The following is a 17,483-nucleotide window of genomic DNA, read 5'->3' as shown; positions in this document are numbered from 1 at the left end:
CCCACAGCCGTGGCGTCCTCGAAGCTCGCGAAGTATCGCCTGCGTCCCACCAGTTGCGGAAAGGCAAACAGCTCGCCGCACGTGGCCTACTCGGATTCAGTATCGCCGCAGCGCGAGCGATGCTGATTGGCTGCGGTGTACTGCTCGCGGCCGTTTTCGGCGGATGGCGCTGAACGCAATGTATCTCAATGCATTGCGCGTTACCGCGCATTGCCATGCATTCCTATAAGGCATCGCACATTATGCGTATCACGAGAAAGACGCTAACCGGCGCCGCAGTCGCTGTGGCGACGATGTACGTCATACCGGCCGCCGCCCAGCAGACGCTGGACACTTCGTCGTTGCTCGCTGCAACGCAGGCGTCCGATCAGAGCATCGGCATGCTGCAACAGATCTTCGGGAGCTTTTCGACCAATCCGTTCAGTAGCGCCGGATCATCGTCGACGAGCACGCTGCTAGGCAACCTGTTCCTGTACTTCAATTCGTTCATCTTCCTGATTTCGTCACTCTGGACCACCTACACCATCCTGAGCGGCGTCGTCTCCACGGCGCATGAAGGCGAATTTTTGGGCAAACGCTACTCAACCGTCTGGTATCCGATACGGCTGGTCTGGGGCGCGGCCACGCTGGTGCCGATTTTCGGCGGCTTTTCGCTTGGGCAAGGCATCTACATGTTCATGACGGTCCTGTCGATCGGCGGAGCCAATCTCCTGGCAGGGGTTGGCGTACAAAACACAGCGACGTTCACGTCCATGGTTGCAGCGCCCTCCGGCATGCCCACGCCAAGCGCACTTGAGTCATCCGTCGCCGACGACATGTTCATGATGTGGCTGTGCGCCGATACGCTAGCCGCCCAGCCCAACAATCAGCCCGACTCCATCGTGCAGAGCACACCGCTTGGAAGTGATGGCGGTACTGCAATGGCGCAGGACATTGCCGCAGGCGGCACGGGCGTGATCCAGAACGTCGGGATCCAGTTGGGCACCCCCATGCAGCCGACAGAATGCGGCAGCGCTGGCGTATCGCTTGCCAACAGTGCGGCGACTGTTGGGTCGAACTCATCTCTGACGGGGTTCACCGTGAACTCTGTCAACTATCAGGCGATCGTCCAGGCAGTTCAAAGCAACGTGCAATCTGCACATCAAGCGGCGATGATGCAGCTCTCGTCGACCATGCAGCAGATCGCCGGCAATTGGTACAACAAATATCTGGCAGCGAAAAACGCCGGCGGCGGAGATGAGATTGTGCCTTATCCATTTTCCGACATCGAGGCCGCTCGCACGCAGTACGACACGTCGGTTTCGCAGGCCCTCCAGGCCGCTGCGAGCAGTAGCAACCTGTCATCGCTGAGCGGCATCGCGCTCGCGTCAATGGAGCAAACCGGCTGGGCCGGCCTGGGTATGTGGTACGAGACGTTCGCCGAAGTGAACGGCGCGATTGCCGACGCGGCACATGTGAACTTCACGTTCACAAAGCCAACGGCTGATGATTCAGCCTGGCTGGAAGTGCAGGCGGCGGCGACCAAGGCACACCAGCTCATCTATACCGGAGGCGCAGATGCGTCTGGCGGGCAGAACAGTTCGATGGCCGATAAAGCACTTGGCTATATTCAGAAAATCGTGTGCGACGGCTCGACTGGCAACATATCGATCGGCCAGTGCTTGCTGCACGGCATGCAGTGGCTCACGTTCCAGAACACCGGCGGCACGCAGATGGTGGATCCGATCATCGCGGCGAAAAACCTCGGTGATACGCTGATGGTGACAGGGCAGGCGTTGCTTGGCGTATCAAGCCTCGCCTCAGCGGAGGCCGATGGCTTGAGCAACACCATCTACGCGAAAGCCGCCGATTTGGCGACCGGCCAGGCTACCGCCCTTCGCGACATGATCGGAGAGGCCGTAGAGCTCGTTAAAACCTTCGCCACGACCCTCCTTGTGATCGGCATGGGCCTTTCGCTGTACATCCCCCTGATCCCGTTCATTACGTGGTTCTCCGGCCTGATGACCTGGCTGTCGGTCATTCTCGAGGCCATCATTGCGGCGCCGCTGTGGTCGCTGGTTCATGGCGAAGGCGAGGGGGAAGGCATGGGGCAGCGCACGCAGCACGGCTATCTGTTCCTGTTGAACGTCACGCTGCGCGCGCCGCTAATGGTGATTTCATTCTTCCTCGCATCGGCCGCGTGCGTGGTCATGGGTACGCTGCTGTACAAATTCTTTGGCACAGCCGTTTCGAACGCGGCAGGAAATTCCATCGTCGGTTTACTCTCGATTGTGGGGTACCTCGTTGTACTCACCGGCATGATGATCCTCGTCGTGCAGACCAGCTTCAACCTGATCCACATCATTCCCGACCAGGTGCTCGGCTGGGTCGGCGGCAACCTGGCCGGCGCACACCTTGGCCGAGATATTGAGAGCCGCGCCAATGCATTTTTCATCAACGCCGGGAAAAACATGCAGGGCGGTATAGGCGAAAACATGAGGAAGCGCGAACGCGAGCAGGAGCGCAAAAATCGAACTGGAGGAAACTCATGAGCGATCAATCAACATCGCCTTCTGGCAAAAACATCGTCGCCAAGCGGGTATTTGTGGCGCTCGCGGTTGGACTCGTGCTCTGGATCGTGCTACGCCTGCCGGCAAACACGCTGCCTGGTGCTTTTGCGCTTCTGGTGGTGGACGTCGTGCTGGTAGGTGCTCTGTTATGGCTGGTGGCATGGGTAATACTCAAAGTAGTAAACAAAATGCCTGCGTTCTTTCCTACCTTGAAGCATGCCTTGAAACGCGACTTGCCTTGGTTGATGTGCCTTACAGTCTTGATGTGGCTGCTGCACCAGTTCTAACAGCCCCAACTTATGCGTCGGCACCGTAGCCGACCAACCGGTTGTGATCCGTCCGGCCGAATCAGGGCACGCTAGCACTCTGATCTGGCCGTCTTTCATCGTGCCGCCAAGGGGGCGATGCGGCGACGTTAGCCGTCACGCATAAGTCGGGGCGAAGCCAATTGTCGTTCATGTGGGCCACACTACCCGCATCAACTCGCCCATGAAGGCAATTCGACGATGCCTGTCGGCATCATGGAAACGGATTCGGCACGACACCCAACAGGTAGGTTCCCCATGAGCACAAAATCGACTCTTGCGCATCACGAAGCCGAAGGCGACAAACCGTCCTGGCACTTCTATGAAGAGATGCTTGAATCAGGTGTCGTGTATCTGGAACTGAATGGCGTGAACATCGAACTGCACACGCGCAAGCAAGGCGGCGTTGATGTAGTCCTGCGCCTGCCCGTCGAAACCGCACGGCAGCTTGGCTTGCATACCGCCGTACAGCCGGAGCGATGGAACTTGTTGGGATCGGTACAGCGTTACGACGACCCAACCGACCCGGTGTGGCCGACTGATGAAGAAAGGTAACGGGCTATGGTTAAAAAGGCCAGCAAGGCTATTTCGGGCGAGATTCACCCCGGGTTGATAACGTGGCTAGACATGCCCGCAGTCGGCCACGAGTTCGGTGCGTCAACGCTCGTGTTCCTCGATTTCGACGGTGTACTGCATCCGCTTCACGATCGACATACGCAACCATTTCGCGATCTGCCTCGCTTCGAGGCGGTCATGCGTCGTGTGCCGGCGGCGTCGGTCGTCATCACCAGTTCGCAGCGTGAGGACCGCACGCTGGGCGAGCTGCGCGCGCTGTTCGCGGCCGATATTGCACCGCGCATCGTAGGGGTAACGCCGGTGCTGCCGATCGCGAACGCTGAGGATCTTCCCGGCAGTCGGTATCGTGAGATTCTGGCCTTTCTCGAGGCGCACCCGCGCGCCGAGGAAGGTGCGTGGGTGGCCGTCGATGACGACGCCATACTCTACCCGACGGGACTGGCGAACCTGCTGCTGTGCGGCGACGACGGATTCGGCCCACGCGAAGCATCGAGGCTCGCCAGAATGCTGGCAGGCCTTTGAAGGGAGATCTGTGATGGCACTTGACCAGAAAATCCGCTCGCTCTATTCCGGCCATCTTTTCAGACCCGCCATGCACGAGCACGAAAACGAGGAGATTTTCTACGTCCGCGACATGCCGTTCGAGCTGGAAGCAATTGCACTGCGCTGGCTTGAATCGTCAGTAGATTACCGTCGTGAAGGGCCTCGCGGCACAGCGATGACTGCGGTGGGCTGGGATGCCATGATGCGGTGGATGCTGCATCAACTGCGAAACGCAGTGGACCTGTTGCCGGTCGCATCAGTGCGGTAATCCTTTGCCCCAATTTATGCGTGCCGCTCCGACTTATGCGTGCGGCCGGCGACAACCGACGCCGCACTTCCCGCAGGTTCTAACCGGCGGTCAACCATCGCCCGGCTTTTCACCACAATTGAGATAAACAACCCGAACCCCGCATGCTCCCGTTGATCGACCGTGCAACCCCGGTCCTCGTCGTCGACCTCGAGGCAACGTGCGACGCCTACGCGCCGCACTGGCAGATGGAGATCATCGAAATCGGCGCTGCCTGGTGCACCGTCGACGGCGACGTGCTCGATACCTTCCGGTCTTTCGTGCGGCCAGTCCTGAACCCGTTGCTCACGCCTTTCTGCCTTGAGCTGACAGGGATCTCACAGGCTGACGTGGACCGTGCCGCGTCGTTCGCCGCGGTCGCCGGCAAGCTGCAGGCCTTCTCTGCAAAACGATCGACGACCGTGGCAGACCCGGTGTGCTGGTTGAGCTGGGGAGAGTGGGATTCCCGACAACTGCTGCACGAAGCCGAGCGCCACGGCGCAGCGGTGCCGATCGGCCTGCCACACGTCAACGCCAAACGTGCTTTCGCGCGCCGGCAACGGATTGGAAAGGAAGTCGGTTTACGCAAGGCCTGCGAGCTGGTCGGCCTTGGTTGGATCGGGACGCATCATCGTGCGCTCGATGATGTGCTTAACGTCGTCAGGTTGATGCCGTGGGTTGTTGGTCAACTCACCCCGAGATCAATAACGGGTTGATCCCCCGTGCCAAGTACCTAGGAATATCGGCCGAGTCGAGGACCGTAGCTGCCGCTGCCTGTTGTTGATCTGATTTCCCCGCAACTCGAACATTGGCGACGCCGCTCGCCAACCAATTGCCTCCTCCCTGCAAGCCGAGCCGTTGATAACCATCACGGCGTCGCGCGCGCCGCGCGCCCGGATCGAGGCGCACGGGGACCCGCGCCGCAGGCGTGGGGAGAGCGCCGGCCGCCCGTAGGGCGGACGATCCGGCTGGGCGGCCGAATCAGCAGCAACGAACAAAAGCCCCCTCTTTAGGTACCTCTTTCACGCTCGCTGCCAGTATTCGTTGCCGTTATTCTTTGAGTCGGCGAACACTGGCTCCAGATCGACAGGAGTAGCTGCGCCGTTTTCAAACCATACGCTGAAGAAGAAGGAGTGATGCATGTCCGTTTTTATGAACATCCTTACCATATTGGGATTCGTAATAGGCATCCTATGTTTCTTGGGTATCAACGAGAAATTCAATGGATGGAATAAGCAAAGGAATATCAGGCGACTCGAAAAGCAGCGGAGCTACTACGTCGGTTTAGCCGCATCGGAAGCCGAGCGGGATCACCTTGTTCAATCCAACCTGCTGGTCCTCATGGGGCTTCTTTTCGCCTATCTCATGTTCGTGGGGATTGGCGAGTTCGAGCCCAATGGCAAGGTGCTCCAGAATCTCATTCAGACAATCGTCGGGATCGTCGGTTATATGATTGCCTGCGTAGTACTTGGCCGCCTGAATCGGATTCGTCTACTCGACAAGTATCTTGCCCGCGTGGATAAAGCTCTCGCGAACCTTCGCGCTTAACGTGATCAGCACCGGCTTTCGTCCGCGTGGATGCGAGCCAATTTACGGTTTGTAGAGCGTTTGTAGACGTTTGTATGCGGCTGGGAGCCTTGTCTATCAAGGCTTTCCGGGCAGGACTTCTGAGGAAAGCCGGGCGTTCGCTGAGAAAAGCCGGGAGAGTCTGAGAATGACCGGGCGCTATCCACTGCCCAATTCTGAGAAAATCCGGGCGTTATCCACAGCAGTCCGCCCGGTCTAAACATCCAGTCTCCCTTGCGGGTGGCGCTCGAATTCGAAGCGCAGCGCAACCACCTTCCGCCCGGCCTTGATCGGCTGCCACTCGATCGACCAACCATCTTTGTCCCCGAGCTCTCGCACCGCGGCTTCAATGACCCATCGGCGCAATTGCCCGAAATCTTTTGCAATGGATGGTGACGGCTCCATCGCTCTAACGAACTCCTCCACACTGATCTGACGCCACCCCGTGTCTTTGAACTGCATAAGCAACTCCAGCATGCGCCACGAATAAACCGATCTCAAGGCTGCGGCCTGCTTCAACCGATACGTCGTGTGATTGCCTCTCAGCATAGTCAGATACGGCGTGGCCTCGTGACTAAATCGCAGCTCGACCCATGCCTCACCATCGTGGTATGTGATGCCACTCACCCAGTGATCCAGATGCACCTTGAGGCCGCGCTGAGTTTTCTCTTCGCGCCGGATCACCCGTGTCAGGAGAGACTTCGATACATCCTTGAGTTGCTCGTAGGCGGTGTTCAGGTCGAGGCTGAAAGTCTCCGCATATTCGGCCGCAGTGAGCTTGATTCGATAGCGCCCCTGTTCGAGCCTCACGCTATCGAGTATTGCCGCACATGCCTTGACAACGCGCTGCTCTGCCAGCGTCTTGAGACCTTGCGACGCGGTAACAAGATCGTTTCGAAGCGTCACGTGGCGTTCAGACAAATGCCTTTCCCGGCCGTCATATCGCTGGATGCGCGTCAGCATGTATCGACGGTCAACTCTTGCGTCGGTCGCGCTCGCGCGGCCGCCCCTGACGCGTAGGCGCTACAGCCCGTTCCGTCTGCTCAGAAGTTGGCGCGACGATCGGCACCGTCTGCTTTTTAATCCAGTCGCGTACGTCTTGAACGCGGAAACGCAATGTCTTTTCGCCATAGCGCAGCACCGCTGGGCCAAACCCTCGCTCGATCATTTTGTACACGGCTTGACGGCCACACGATGCCACCTGTGCGAACTGGTCGACCGTTAGCAGCACGTCCGGATCTAGCTCGCTGAATCCCTTTCGAATGTCGTCCGCGACACCTCCTGTTTAATCATTCGACAGGAGAATTAAAACTGGACTATGATCATCAAATCAAAGTCCAGTTATTTTTAGAGGGAATCAATTGGCCCGACCATACAAGGACACCCGCCAGGCCGAAGTCGAAGCAACGCAGAAGCTCGCAGGCACTATCAGCCTCAGCTCCGGGCTAAAAGGGTGGGAGATTGAAACGGAACTTGGGATCGGAGCAGTTGACCATCGAGGTCGCAAGACAGGGCGAACATGGGCGCGCTATGAGGCTGGCGACCGAGCGATGAGTCCAGATGATCGCCAATGGATTACCGAGGTCGCGCTCAAGCGCGGTTGGATAGCGCCCGAGCCCGGGCTACAGATCTCGCTGGAAGGGCGTTCCACCTTGGGCCTACTGTCGCGCCCGCACCCGATTGCTGGCTTTGCGGGGCTCGACCTCGGCGACAGCCAAGAGCTGGCCAAAGCGCTTAGGGAAATGAAGGCCGAACAAAAGCACTACCAGCGGGCACGTAAGAACCTGCTCGCGGCCCTAGCCGACTATACCGACCTGATTCGAGCCACCAAGCACGGCACTCTGTTCCAAGTGGTTGAAGATCCTGTTAACGAGAACCATGTCGCCGACTTTGTCGACAACTCAAAGCTGATCGAGCAATTCGCCCAGTTAAGCAGGCAAATCGAGGCTACGCAGTGGAGCATCTTCGATGACGGCCTCACACGCGAATACCTCGAACCGGCAACGTGAGGATGCACCCTACTCCGTCATCGGCTAGCGCCCGGAAACCCCTGTCCAAGATTGGTTGTTCAATATTTGTTCAAATTCCCGGTGTGACAGCTGGGTAGATGGTACAGTTGTTGTGCGGAACGCCTTGCGTGATGTACGGGCCAGATGTGTAATTTTGCGTGTGACGAAAATTTTTTTTTGCTATGATCCCGTCTCGTTCTGAGAGGTCGGCAACCTAGTTGCCACGTACCTAACTTGTAAGATTCGAAAGATAGGAGGTCATTATGGGCGGTGATGCAACGTAAGGGTTTGTCCCTATTTTTCTAAAAAAGGCGCGTTGGCGCCTTTTTTTATTGGTCTGTCATCGAGTGCGACATGTGGGTAATAATAAGTAACATCGGATCGGTCATCACGATCCTCGGGGTTGGCATTTTCAGCGCATTCTCGGATGCAACCAAAGCTTGGATTTCGGTCGGCATCTTCGCGTGTCTCGCGATTTTTGGCGGGATCCAAATTTACCGCGTTTCGTACGCAGTGCTGAATCGGCGCTACCCGAAAGGCTACCTTCCCATCTCCTCATCTGCTCGGTACACGACGTCAGACGGACTGAAAGCCACTTATGAAGTGGTGCGTCATATCCAGGTGAAGAAGCCTGTAATGACAAGCTTCGAACATAAGTTCTTCTGGAGCGGAAGCAAATCTCCGCGGATCGAATCAGACATCCAGACTTGTGGTGACGTCCGTGAAATCGCGGATGACCGCCGAAAGTTCGTTCGACTCAAATTCCCGCAAGCCCGGATCTACAACGATGTCGAAATTATCCACATAAAGATGGCATTGGATGATTCCGACAAAGCTGCATCTCCGTACCTTTCGCTTCAGGTTGAAGAGCCAATACGTCTGGTTAATTTTCGTGTTGAGTTGCTGCACCGAGTCGCACCGCACCATCTCGGCCAACTCGCGACGATTTCACAGACTCCTATTGAAAACCTCGAGCATGCAGTTAAGCAAGAGATTGCGACGGTAGCATTTGACGGTGTCACGCGGTCATTTGCATACCAAGTGGTGAATCCCGAGCCCGGCTACATTTATACGCTCGAATGGCAACGTGACCCGCCACCGCCTGCTCAACAGCAGAAAAGAGGTAAGCGCAAGGCTCCGCCCCCAGCCACTGAGCATGCTGCGGCAACACAAGCACCTCAGAACGCAGCAGAAGTCCCTGCGCAGCCGGCAGTCGATGGAGCCGGACGGTAGCCCCGCAAGCTCCCGCTAGCAGGGCTACATTTCAAGAATGGCTTGTGCGGAGGACTTGACCACTGGCAGAGGTCACAACACCTTGAGTTTCAGCGGTTCGATACCACGCGGGTTGCCCCGAAAGAGCTCGGGGTGTTCGCTGGGACTGCCATATCGCGTTCTGACCCCTACACTTTTATGCGGTGCAAAGTGGTGCAAAACCTTCGGAATTCGTGCCGAAGCATTCGACACACGCGACACCTGACCAACGGTAAACGCTTGTTAAATCAAGTGCATATCTGTAAACTCCTGTCGAATCAAAGGCCCATTTGTCGGGTGGGAATCGGCTCTTAATCCGTAGGTCGAGTGTTCGAGTCACTCACGCCCCACCAAAGAAATCAAGCACTTAGCCCGGTCCTCATGATTGGGCTTTTTGCTTTCTGGATTCCGTGTAGGCATGGTGTAGGCGTTTTGGGTTCGCATCAGTCAATGCCGATCCATATGACCCGATTTCAGCGGGCGCTCTGCGAGCTTATACCACGCGTCGCCTCTGCCGTTCGGCTCGACCAATCCAACGAGAGCCCGGGCACGATGACTTCCGTTGCAGGCGCGGACAGCAAAGAACTTCCGCATGGCTGGCGAGAGTTTAACGCAACATCGCGAGTCACTTTTCGCTCGGCCAGCATCTTGCTCCGCGCATTTAATGTACGCTCTGCCTCACAAACGTCCACTTTCGGGGCAGCGTCGAATATCTTCAGCCGGCGCGACATGCTACAGTGCGCGCGCGAGGGAACTTATGCTAACGAACCATGATCGGCAGAAGCTCGTCGAAGCAGTGCTGTACTTTGCCACAAAGGTCAGGAAACTCGGCAAGGTCAAGCTCTTCAAGCTTCTCTACTTCCTAGACTTCGAGCATTTCCGGGACACCGGCAGGCCTGTCACCGGGATGGATTACGTAGCGTGGAAGATGGGCCCGGTTCCCGAGGCTTTGCATAGCGAGCTTTCAGCTCTTGACACCGCTGCAGGCGAGTGGTTCGGCAAAGTGGAGTTCGGTAGTCTCCAAACCAAGAACGGCCCAATGCTTCAGATCAAGCCTCTTGGCGAATTCGATCCGCGTTTCTTCACCAAGCGCGAGCTGCGTATCCTTGAGCGACTTGCGACTGAGTTTAAGAACTCCGACGCGACCGAGATGATTGAAGCGACGCACCTCGAAAACCTTCCTTGGAATCAGGTCTACGTCATGGAAGGGAAGAAGCGCGGCCGCATTCCGTATGAGTACGCACTCCGGAAGCAAGAAGCGGTAGAGATGAAATCGGTTGTGAACGAGCGTTCCGCCCTTATCGCAGCGCTGAAAGGCCCGGAATGATCGAGCCCGGGCAAATTCTCTTCCATAAGGACTTCAAGTTCACCGACGGGGCCACAAAAGACAAATACCTCGTCGTGCTCGGGAAGAGTGACCACAACGTCGTCATCGTCAAAACGACATCCAAAGGGTCGCGATACCGTAACGACTTTGGCTGCCAATCTGGCAATCGATTTCCTGCGTTCTACCTACCGCAGGGCTCATGCTGCTTCCCCGTGTGCACCTGGATCTGCCTCGACGAGTTCTATGAATTGACCGTCAGCGGCAGTGACAGCCTCTCGTCACGAATTATCTCCGGCCAGATTCATCGTTTCGGATTACTGGCGGATGGCGTCGTCCGGGATATTCAGTTTTGCGCGATGAACTGCGACGACATTACCTCCGTTCAAGAGGGCGCAATTCGGAGCAGCTTAGCGCCAGACGCCTCCGCGAACGACAACGCGGTAAGCCAGAGCTGAGAATCGCTTGAGACTCGCCACTCGCGCAGTTCGGCCATCGCCCCCTCTCCTGATCTCCCGTTGCCGCCGGCGTCGCTCATCACCAGTTGGCTCTTCCTCTATTGGAATCGGCGAGCGCCCGCACCCGCGCCGAATCTTTGCAGCCAACCTCAGCTGCCAGATAGCGGTGCTTCAGCGCTGCGGCCAAACCGCTAGTCATGCACGACTAGAAGACTTTCGACCCCGCAGCCTGCACACGATCGAACAGCTCCAGCGTTCCCGTGTTGGGCGCGTTCAACACAGGCGCCCCGCGCTGCATTCGCCTGCCGATACAGATCGAGGTGGCTGCAGGAATGAAACAAATCCGCATTACGCCCGTCAGCCAACGCCCAGAGGAATCTTCTATCCATCGCCGCCCTAGCCCGTTGCGGATGCGGTTGGCACTCAGTGGGATGGTCGGCCAATGCGGGGGCGTTTATGGCTGTGCGACGCTGGCCATGCCTCTTACGCAATCTCGCCAGGGCCCGACCTTTTGGGCTGACCACAAGCGAATTCGGCCAATTTCTGCCATTCAACCCAAAACGCTGGATAGTCGACGCTTCGGAAATTCATGGAGTAGCGGCAAGCGCGCCTAGCCGCCAGCAGCTCAATACCCAGTGCGAAAGACCACAGATCGCGGCGAAATTCTCACAATTAAAGTATTTTCTTAAGAGGTCTGGAATTTGGGACTCGTTGAGGGCATACTGTCCGCAAAAATTCCCAGAGGAACGTATGACCCAAGCCCAGTCGCTCCAATTGCTTAAACATGTACGAGACCGGGGTTTCACTCAAAAACAGATCGCTGAGCACGTCGGTATGGACCCGAAAACCGTTCGGCGGTGGGAAAAGGGTGAGACGCGCTGCCCGACGATGCTGGAGGCGTCGCTTCGCAACATGCTGTTGCAGGCAGCGCCGCTTGGTGGTGGCACCGAAACTCAGGACGGTTTCAGCTTTATCGACCTGTTCGCTGGCATCGGCGGCATCCGTATGGGATTCGAGAGCCACGGAGGTCACTGCGTATTTACGAGCGAATGGAACGACTTTTCAAAAAAGACATATCTTGAAAATTTCGGCGACCGGCATCCGTTCGTAGGCGACATCGTGCCGTTTCCGCTCGAAGACGTTCCCGACCATGATGTTCTGCTCGGTGGCTTTCCCTGCCAGCCTTTTAGCATCGCGGGCGTGAGCAAGAAAAACTCGCTGGGCCGACCCCATGGCTTCGAATGCACAACACAGGGCACGCTCTTTTTCAACGTGGCACAGATCATCGCCGCGAAACGCCCGAAGGCGTTCCTGCTGGAAAACGTGAAGAACCTCGTGTCGCACGACAAGGGCAACACCTTCAAGGTTATTCAGGAAACGCTGCGTGATGAGCTGGGCTATGACGTGCATTGCAAGGTCATTGATGGTGGTCATTTCACGCCACAGCACCGGGAGCGGATTATCATCGTCGGCTTTCGCGAAAAGACCGGCTTTTCGTGGGACAACCTGCAACTCCCTACCGAGGGACCACGTCTCGCGTCCATCCTGCACAAGACGGACGGAAGCGAGCCGGTTCTGTCTCACGACGGAGATCGCTTCTTTAATCACGAGAAGCGCATCGTGCAGCCCAAATACACCCTGACACCGAAGCTGTGGGAGTACCTGCAAGCGTATGCGGAAAAACATCGCGCTGCCGGTAACGGTTTTGGATTTGGCATGGCGTACCCGGATAGCGTCACACGCACGCTGTCGGCCCGATATCACAAGGACGGGTCAGAAATCCTGGTCTATCAAGGCAAGTCGAAGCGCCCGCGGCGCCTGACACCACGCGAGTGTGCCCGCCTGATGGGATTCCCCGATGAGTTCCGAATTCCGGTCAGTGACACGCAAGCGTACCGGCAGTTCGGAAACAGCGTCGTCATGCCGGTGATCAGGGAAGTAGCGCGGCTAATGGTTCCGTCCATTCAGGCGCTAATTGCGCATGAACGCGACGGCACGCCGCTCACCCTTCCGTTGTTCACCTGATGGTCGATGTGGTGGACAGCGCCACCCGTAGCCGGATGATGGCCGGTATACGGGGGCGCAACACCAAGCCGGAAATTCTTGTTCACCGGCAGCTCCACAAGCTCGGGTTCCGCTTCCGTCTCCATGTGCGCGATCTTCCCGGCAAACCTGATATTGTTCTCCCGCGTTACCGCGCCGTTATCTTCATTCACGGTTGTTTCTGGCATGGCCACGACTGCCCCCTGTTCAAGTGGCCGGCAACCAGGCCAGACTTCTGGCGCGAGAAAATCGCCCACAACCAAGGCAACGATGCAAGGGCCTGCAAGTCTTTGCTCGATGACGGGTGGCGAGTGGGCGTTGTCTGGGAATGCGCGCTGAGAGGGGCAGACAAGAATATCGAAGGCGTCGCGGAGAGACTCGCACGTGGCTCCGCAGTGACGACCCATATACGGAGCAGCGGGGATGAGAGCCGGATACCTGTCAGAGTATTTCGAAGGCGTTGCAGCGAAGCGCCTTTCAGCCGTCGAAGCCGATGAGACGCGTTCAAACCAGCACGAATACAACGCCACCAGGCGGATGCTGGATTTCATCGGACGTCCGAGCGAAAAAACGCGTATGCCCGCGCGCTTCCTGTACCTGACGGACGAAGATCCCGATCCGATCGTGGAGGATGCATTTCTCACGCTGTACGACAGCCGGAAAGATCAGCCGCACCGCGCCGCTGAATATCGTTTTTACTTCCCTACAACCACTGTGTCACTCAACGCGGCCGAGGGGGGACCTTTTCGTCATCGCAAAACGGCGTGATGAAGGTTTGCTGGTTGTGATCGCCGAAAACGGGTCGAGCGTGTCTCGTCAGATTGAATGGCTCTTTGGCTTCGTGGACCTCGCGCACCCGGGCTTCTCGGTCAAGAGCGAACTGGAAACCGAGCAGGACCGCATCGAGTTCGCGTCACGGTTCATTCTCGAAAACATAGGCATCGTCGTTGAGACGACCGCCGAAACTTACCTCGACACCATGCTCGAAAAGTTTGGCGGGGTGTTCCCGAAAACCCGCGATTTTTCCGCGTATGCCCGCTTGACCCTCAACGACCTTGATCCGCGGGAGGACCAGGATGCGGTACTGATGGCGTGGATGGAACGGGAGGAAATCCTTTTCCGTACGCTTGAGCGCTACCTCATTGCGGACAGGCTTTCGAAGGGTTTTTCGGGCGAAGCACAGGCCCCGGTCGACGTGGACGGCTTCCTTTCATTTTCCTTGTCTGTGCAGAACCGGCGCAAAAGTCGCGTCGGCCTCGCACTGGAAAATCACCTCGAACATATGTTTATCGGGTGCGGCATCCAGTACACCCGTACCGCCGTCACAGAGAACAAGGCCAAGCCGGATTTTCTCTTTCCAGGAAGTGCGGCCTATCACAATCCCGATTTCGACCCACTTCGGCTAACCATGCTTGGTGTTAAATCGACGTGCAAAGACCGGTGGCGACAGGTGCTCGCCGAAGCGGACAAGATCGCCAATAAACACTTGTTGACGCTTGAGACGGCCATATCCACGAACCAGACTGATGAGATGGCCGCTAAGCGCCTGCAGCTCGTACTGCCGCGCGGGTTGCACAACACATACACGCCGCAACAGCAGGCATGGCTAATGGACGTGACCAGCTTTACTGCCCTTGTTCGCGAACGCCAAGGGAATTGAGGTCAGAATCCGCATTGTTTTATATTTGCCCTCGCCAATACGCGTCCTTTCTAATTCTGATCTGCACGAGCCCTGTCCTGCCAACCCTGGTAGCCGACTATCAAGCGTCATTCGCATGAGCCGCAAATCCGACAATCGGGCGTCGCCTTTGCGCGAGAGCGTCTCGAACGTGGCGGTAAGTCACGCATGCAGTCGATCGAGCAATAATCGGCGTGTTCCCGGCGGCACACGTGACGTTCATCCGGTGGGTTTTGCCGCGGAACAGCTCTTCGACCTTGTAAAGCGCGCCGAACCGGCTGTGCAGGCATCGGGTCAGGCTGCCGAAAAGCACGCGGCTAAGAAGTTAGCTCGAGAAGCTTGCTCGTTCCACTTCGAAATGCATCCAATGCGGCGCTCATCTCCGTTGCAGCCCGCTCCGATGTGGTGCGTGCCTTAGCCTCTCCCAGTCGGAGAGCATCGGAGTATCGCTTTTGCTCTTCAACACCGGAGAGTAGATTGACAACTACCTCGTCGAGCGCAGCGGGGGTTAGCTCGATCATCCCCGTTGAACCCGTGTAGAACCGCTCAATCTGCTGGGCACCGAAGCCCACGCGCAAGTAATCGCACAGGTACTCTGGCCAAATTACGTTCGGATCGACTCGAATAATTGCAACGTGGCCTTCGGCGATCGCTGCGGTGGGCGCAGCCTCGCCGGAAACTTCGTCCATCATGGGGCGGTACACGCAGCACTTGCCCAGAGTTCCATCGCCAGTCGAGGAAACCAAGACATCGCCGGGTCGAATCAGGTTGAGATTGCGCTTTTGCGCCCGCGCCTTTTCTGCATACTCGTCGAAAAGGCTTTTCTCGATGTAGTCACCGTCAACGATCAGTTCACCATATCGCGATATGTTGCTGCCCGCCTTGATTACCAATGCAAAGCCATCGGCTGCGTCAACGTAGGCGTCAGCACTGGGACTTGTCCCTCTGGCGGTCGGAATCGTGTTCAGTTCCTTGATCGTCTTTCCATTGGCGGCAACGATTTCCTTCATGGTGTTGGTCACGCCGGGCCGCCAATACTTCACATCGAATCGAGAAGCTTTATCTGCGCGAATCTTGGCCACTTGGACATCAAAAACGGACCAGTATTTTCCGCTTCGAGCGCGACCATTTCGTAGGATATTCTTGCCGACTGAATCAATGAGAAGGTCCAAGTCGAAATTGCGTGCGATGTCCCCAGCGCCATCCATACCGAACGTTTCGATGTCGCAAAAGGCGATCGGGTACTTGATGTCGTCAGAAATTTCCTCCTCATCCTCCGTCATTCGCTGCAGATAAAGAACACTTGATCGAACGTTGATCTTGTTGGGACGGAATGTTTCATCAGGGAGACGCACTACTGCCAACAACTTAGCTTTGCTCAGAAGCCATTTGCGTATCGGCGCGGCCGTGTCGGTGTTCAGAACGCCCTCATCGATAACGGTGCAAATCTCTCCACCGCGGCGAGTAGAGAGGACCATCTTTTGCAGGAACAGAAGTTGGCCCTTCGCTGTTTGAATTTCGAACTGTTCTAGGTCCTTATCGGACAATGCACCGCTCTCGGACGTACCGAACGGCGGGTTAGTAAGAATGAAATCACAATCTGGATTTTCAATATTCCAGTTCTTTGCAGAATGCGCCAAGCTGTTTTCAGGCTGAATGTTCGAATGCCCGTCGCCGGCGACGATCATGTTCATTTTGGCCGCGCATGCCACGCCCTCGTTGGCATCGGAGCCAAAAAATACTTGCTGTCGGATTTTTCTAACCAGTTCGCTATGCGTCGCCGCGCTAATTAGTCGGTCTGCAAGTTTCTGATTCGCACTCTTGAGGCCATCCCCCATCAAATACACTAGAAAGCCACCCGTACCGCACGCAGGGTCAAGCACCTTCGGTGGCGTCGAACCAGACAGAAGGGCATTCATGATCTTCTCCTGTCCTACGAGTGCAGACATGAGGCGAACAAGGGGCCGCGGCGTAAAGTATTGACCGAGCTTCTTGCCCTTCAGCGTCGCGCGAACAAAGTATTCAAACGCGGCGCCTTTTGAATCTGTAGTGCTATCGGTGAAATTAACTGCTGCAAGTTGACGAACTAGATATAGAAACGTTTTTGCGACTTTCAGGTGGATCGGATTCGCTAAAACGTCGCCATAGGACTTGTCGGTGCGAATCTTCTTGATCATGTCCAGAATCGCGCTTTGGACTTGATCTGCTTTGGCGTCGGCCAACGTCGCCAGCTCGTGGAAAGTATAGCTGTAAGGTAAATTGAAGCCCTCTTCGGTATCGGCCTTCTCCTCTAGCAACTTGAGGAACAGCAGTTTGGAAAAGTCGTCAAAAACGTGATTCTCGTCCTTCTCGTTCTTGCGAATGGCGTCATGGCATCGGGAGAATAGTGCGTTCAACTGCCGCAACGGCAGGCTCGGCCGGAAAGGCAGTGCGGATGATCCGTCCAGCGGACCATCCTCCCCGGGAAGCTCGATGCGCACGGCCTGCGGGTCCGTCTTGAAATCTTTCAGGACAGACTTAAGTTGACTCTTGGCAGGAATCTTGGACGACAGCTTGCCATTCCACTGAATTGGCTCCCCCGTCTTCGCATTGTAAGAGCGGATTTCGGCTCCGTTGCAAACAACGACAAACGGAACGTCGTAGCCGTCAGCGCGCGCATATCCAAGTGCCTGCTTTTTGTCCTGCTCGGAAAGCTTCTTGGCAATCCGTTTTGCTTCGATCAGAAACGCAGGTTTACCCTTCGGATACGTCTTGTCGTTCGGCCAGACCAGAATATCAACAAATCCAGCCTCATAGCGGTCCGATGAAGACGCTGCAGTCTCGAAATGGAGGTCCGTCGCGATCTCATAGCCTCGCCTCTACAAATAGGGAAGGATGCGTTTGATGACTGTTTCG

Annotated in this window: 17 protein-coding genes and 1 pseudogene; 15 read left to right on the top strand and 3 right to left on the bottom strand. The window is 56.6% G+C overall.

Going from position 1 to position 17,483, the window contains the following annotated elements:
• Positions 1-215 precede the first annotated feature (215 nt).
• From BAC01S_RS01635 to BAC01S_RS01605, 7 genes are all read left to right on the top strand, one after another.
• Positions 216-2,531 (top strand): DotA/TraY family protein, encoded by a 2,316-nt coding sequence (locus BAC01S_RS01635; RefSeq protein ID WP_169740086.1) that lies wholly within the window; start codon positions 216-218, stop codon positions 2,529-2,531.
• On the top strand, positions 2,528-2,836 hold the full coding sequence (locus BAC01S_RS01630) for a hypothetical protein (protein WP_027793191.1): 309 nt from the start codon (positions 2,528-2,530) through the stop codon (positions 2,834-2,836). The genes BAC01S_RS01635 and BAC01S_RS01630 overlap by 4 nt, the downstream gene beginning before the upstream one ends.
• 276 nt (positions 2,837-3,112) lie before the next feature.
• Positions 3,113-3,409 (top strand): hypothetical protein, encoded by a 297-nt coding sequence (locus BAC01S_RS34320; protein ID WP_156954274.1) that lies wholly within the window; start codon positions 3,113-3,115, stop codon positions 3,407-3,409.
• A 6-nt stretch (positions 3,410-3,415) separates the two neighbouring features.
• Entirely contained in the window at positions 3,416-3,952 is a 537-nt protein-coding gene (locus BAC01S_RS30025) for an HAD domain-containing protein (RefSeq protein ID WP_156954273.1), read from the top strand.
• Between the two features lie 13 nt (positions 3,953-3,965).
• On the top strand, positions 3,966-4,241 hold the full coding sequence (locus tag BAC01S_RS01615) for a hypothetical protein (RefSeq protein ID WP_027793190.1): 276 nt from the start codon (positions 3,966-3,968) through the stop codon (positions 4,239-4,241).
• A 143-nt stretch (positions 4,242-4,384) separates the two neighbouring features.
• A complete protein-coding gene (locus tag BAC01S_RS01610; RefSeq protein WP_027793189.1) occupies positions 4,385-4,975 on the top strand; it encodes a 3'-5' exonuclease in 591 nt (196 codons plus the stop codon).
• A 424-nt stretch (positions 4,976-5,399) separates the two neighbouring features.
• Positions 5,400-5,807, top strand: coding sequence for a hypothetical protein (locus tag BAC01S_RS01605; RefSeq protein ID WP_027793188.1), 408 nt, complete (start codon positions 5,400-5,402; stop codon positions 5,805-5,807).
• Positions 5,808-6,041: 234 nt separating this feature from the next.
• On the opposite strand, the gene BAC01S_RS01600 is transcribed toward BAC01S_RS01605, so the two are convergent.
• Complete coding sequence (locus BAC01S_RS01600) at positions 6,042-6,788, bottom strand: replication initiation protein (protein WP_043200802.1); 747 nt, start codon at positions 6,786-6,788, stop codon at positions 6,042-6,044.
• A gap of 10 nt (positions 6,789-6,798) precedes the next feature.
• Positions 6,799-7,056, bottom strand: coding sequence for a helix-turn-helix transcriptional regulator (locus BAC01S_RS35905; RefSeq protein ID WP_169740085.1), 258 nt, complete (start codon positions 7,054-7,056; stop codon positions 6,799-6,801).
• Positions 7,057-7,186: 130 nt separating this feature from the next.
• On the opposite strand from BAC01S_RS35905, the gene BAC01S_RS01595 reads away from it, so the two are divergent.
• The 8 genes and pseudogenes from BAC01S_RS01595 (at position 7,187) to BAC01S_RS30015 (ending at position 14,570) form a co-directional block, all read left to right on the top strand.
• Complete coding sequence (locus tag BAC01S_RS01595) at positions 7,187-7,834, top strand: hypothetical protein (RefSeq protein ID WP_156954272.1); 648 nt, start codon at positions 7,187-7,189, stop codon at positions 7,832-7,834.
• A 354-nt stretch (positions 7,835-8,188) separates the two neighbouring features.
• Positions 8,189-9,067, top strand: a complete 879-nt coding sequence (locus BAC01S_RS34315) for a hypothetical protein (protein ID WP_156954271.1) — start codon at positions 8,189-8,191, stop codon at positions 9,065-9,067.
• Positions 9,068-9,842: 775 nt separating this feature from the next.
• Complete coding sequence (locus BAC01S_RS01580) at positions 9,843-10,412, top strand: Panacea domain-containing protein (RefSeq protein ID WP_027793184.1); 570 nt, start codon at positions 9,843-9,845, stop codon at positions 10,410-10,412.
• Entirely contained in the window at positions 10,409-10,867 is a 459-nt protein-coding gene (locus BAC01S_RS30020) for a hypothetical protein (RefSeq protein WP_043200799.1), read from the top strand. The genes BAC01S_RS01580 and BAC01S_RS30020 overlap by 4 nt, the downstream gene beginning before the upstream one ends.
• A gap of 750 nt (positions 10,868-11,617) precedes the next feature.
• Positions 11,618-12,892 (top strand): DNA (cytosine-5-)-methyltransferase, encoded by a 1,275-nt coding sequence (gene dcm / locus BAC01S_RS01570; protein ID WP_027793183.1) that lies wholly within the window; start codon positions 11,618-11,620, stop codon positions 12,890-12,892.
• A pseudogene (locus BAC01S_RS33565) lies at positions 12,892-13,337 on the top strand (very short patch repair endonuclease). Before dcm ends, BAC01S_RS33565 begins: the two are co-directional and overlap by 1 nt.
• On the top strand, positions 13,334-13,678 hold the full coding sequence (locus BAC01S_RS35335; protein ID WP_218001603.1) for a hypothetical protein: 345 nt from the start codon (positions 13,334-13,336) through the stop codon (positions 13,676-13,678). Before BAC01S_RS33565 ends, BAC01S_RS35335 begins: the two are co-directional and overlap by 4 nt.
• 16 nt (positions 13,679-13,694) lie before the next feature.
• Complete coding sequence (locus BAC01S_RS30015) at positions 13,695-14,570, top strand: type II restriction endonuclease (protein WP_218001600.1); 876 nt, start codon at positions 13,695-13,697, stop codon at positions 14,568-14,570.
• 335 nt (positions 14,571-14,905) lie between these two features.
• On the opposite strand, the gene BAC01S_RS33220 is transcribed toward BAC01S_RS30015, so the two are convergent.
• Positions 14,906-17,068 carry an N-6 DNA methylase gene (locus BAC01S_RS33220; protein ID WP_245616471.1) on the bottom strand — a complete coding sequence of 721 codons (2,163 nt, stop codon included), beginning with the start codon at positions 17,066-17,068 and terminating at the stop codon, positions 14,906-14,908.
• Positions 17,069-17,483: the final 415 nt, after the last annotated feature.

Origin of the sequence: Paraburkholderia acidipaludis NBRC 101816 (assembly GCF_000684975.1) — a bacterium.
GTDB classification, from domain to species: domain Bacteria; phylum Pseudomonadota; class Gammaproteobacteria; order Burkholderiales; family Burkholderiaceae; genus Paraburkholderia; species Paraburkholderia acidipaludis.
The sequence above is the reverse complement of the archived record's forward strand: the minus strand, read 5'-3'. Positions and strand labels throughout refer to the sequence as shown.